General features: G+C 52.2%; 2 protein-coding genes. Both read right to left on the minus strand.

All coding sequences use genetic code 11. The features are described from left to right. Positions 1-1,226 (minus strand): dihydroorotase (locus Q0614_RS01530; protein ID WP_298786020.1); only part of this gene is annotated, 1,226 nt, incomplete at its 3' end. Beyond that, the gene (locus Q0614_RS01535) at positions 1,223-2,152 is read right to left on the minus strand and encodes an aspartate carbamoyltransferase catalytic subunit (RefSeq protein ID WP_297883145.1); all 930 of its coding nucleotides are present in this window, start codon (positions 2,150-2,152) and stop codon (positions 1,223-1,225) included. The genes Q0614_RS01530 and Q0614_RS01535, both read right to left, overlap by 4 nt. Between the last annotated feature and the right edge of the window lie 373 nt (positions 2,153-2,525).

Raw genomic sequence — 2,525 nt, forward strand, 5'->3', positions numbered from 1 at the left:
ACCGCGGCGCCCGTAAGCTGCTTGCCGAAAAGCGGCGAGTTGCGCGATTTGGACTTATTTAGCGCCTCGTCGTAAACGTAGGAAATCTGCGGATCGATGATCGCGACGTCGGCTAAAAAGCCCTCTTTAATCTCGCCCTTGTCTTTTAAATTTAGAATTTTAGCCGGATTAAACGAGCACAGCCGCACCATGTCTTCAAGGCTGATGACGCCCTCGTTTACGAGCCGCAGCGTAAGCGGCACGAGGGTTTGAAGCCCTAAAATTCCAAACGGCGCGTGGTCGAATTCTACAAATTTATCATCGGTGTTGTGCGGAGCGTGATCGGTCACGATGGCGTCGATTAGACCGCTTTTAAGCGCCTCTCTGATCGCCTGCACGTCGTTTTGAGTGCGAAGCGGCGGCGACATTTTAAAATTCGTATCGTATCCCATCAGCTCGCGCTCATCGAAAGTGAAGTGATGCGGCGTAGCTTCGCAGGTGACGCGGATGCCCTCGCGCTTAGCCTGCTTTATGAGCTTTAGCGACCACGCCGAGCTTACGTGCGCGACATGGATATGCCCGCCCGTCTTTTTGGCAAGCAGCAGATCGCGCGCGATCATGATCTCCTCTTTTTCGCTCGCCATCCCCTTTAGACCTAGGATCGCGCTAACTTTGCCCTCGTTCATTACGCCGCCGTGGCAAAGCGAGCAATCCTCGCTGTGATTTATCACGAACGAGCCGAAGTGCGCGGAGTATTCGAGCGCCTGTCGCATCACGGAGCTGTCGGTCACGGGCAGTCCATCGTCGCTGAAAGCCACGCAGCCGGCTTCCAGCATATCGCCCATCTCGACGATCTTTGCGCCCTTACAGTCCTGCGAGATCGCGCCTATCGGCAGTAGATCAATCAGCCCGCGCTGTTTAGCCTTAGTGATCATCGCGCGAGTGATGCTTGAGTTGTCGTTTACGGGCCTAGTATTTGCCATCGGGAGGCAGGTCGTCACGCCGCCTGCGACCGCAGTTTCGCTGCCGCTGATGACGTCGTCTTTGTATTCGAGCCCGGGATCTCTAAAATGCACGTGCATATCGATAAGCCCCGGCATCACGAGCTTGCCCGCAGCGTCTATGACGCGATCTGCGGCGGGACACTCGCGCGTGATCTTTGAAATTTTATCGCCCTCGATCAGGACGTTCGCCTCCCGGCTGCCGCCCCAATTAACGATCGTGCCGTTTTTTATCAAAATTTTCATCGTGCGCTCCTGTTTAAATTTATCGTATGAAGTATCGCCATTCGCATCGCCTCGCCATTTTCTACCTGATCTAAAACGCAGCTATAGCGCGGATCGTCTGCTACGTCGGAGTTGATCTCCACGCCGCGGTTGATCGGGCCGGGGTGCATTATCATGACGCCCTCTTTCGCAGCTTGCATGCGCCTTGCGGTAAGTCCGAAAAATTTCGAGTATTCGCGCACGCTTGGGAAGCTCGGCTCGCCGTCTTGCCGCTCAAGCTGGATCCTCAGCATAATGATGACGTCGGCGCCCTCGATCGCCTCCTCCACGCTTTTGCATATCGGGCAGCCGAACGCGTCGCAGTCGCGTAGCATCATCGGAGGGCCAAAGAGTCGCACGTTTATGCCGAGCTTTTTCATCGCCCAGATGTCGCTTCTAGCTACGCGCGAGCGAAATATATCGCCGATAATCGCGACGTTTAAATTCTCGATCCTGCCCTTGTGCTCGCTGATCGTAAAAAGATCCAGCAGCGCCTGGCTCGGGTGCTCGTTCAGCCCGTCGCCCGCATTTACGATCGATGCGTCGCAGTTGGCCGCGACAAATTTCGCCGCACCCGAGCAGCTGTGTCGAAGCACGAAGATATCGGTGCGCATCGCCTGCATATTTCTGATGGTGTCGATCAGCGTCTCGCCCTTTTTCGTGCTACTGTCTGCAGCCGTGAAATTTACGCTGTCTGCGCCCAGGCGCTTGGCTGCGATCTCAAAGCTCGTGCGGGTGCGGGTGGAATTTTCAAAAAACGCGTTGATGACCGTTTTGCCGCGAAGCGAGTCGGATTTTTTGACGTCAGAGCGGTTGAGCGCTTTAAACTCGCGCGCCAGATCAATGAAGTCGTAGATGTCCTCGCGGCTCAGATCCTGCGCGCTAAGAAGATGCTTTAGCTTATACATTCCCTCTCCTTTTTTGGGCCGAATTTCAGCCGTAATTGTATAAAAAAATCTCTGATAAAATTTTAAAATTTAAGAGCTGGGCTTAAATTTAGGCGCGGAAATTTTGCTTGAAATTTCATTTGAGTTCGCATACGAAGCGCGAGCGGAATTTTGGGGTAAAATTTAAAAATTTTAGGATTAAATTTGAGCTTTTTGAGCGAAAATTTTAAAAAATCCGTCGCGTCGCTTACGTAAAATTTTAAAGCTTTACGCGCGGCTGGCGGCTAGAAAAACAAAGAATTTAAAGCTTATTTAAATACTTTATATAATTTTTCGCACTATTTTCTACGGCTTGCTCGCTTTTATCGTAAGTAAAGCCGTATGAGACGAAATT

It is taken from the genome of uncultured Campylobacter sp., assembly GCF_937997595.1.
GTDB lineage: Bacteria > Campylobacterota > Campylobacteria > Campylobacterales > Campylobacteraceae > Campylobacter_B.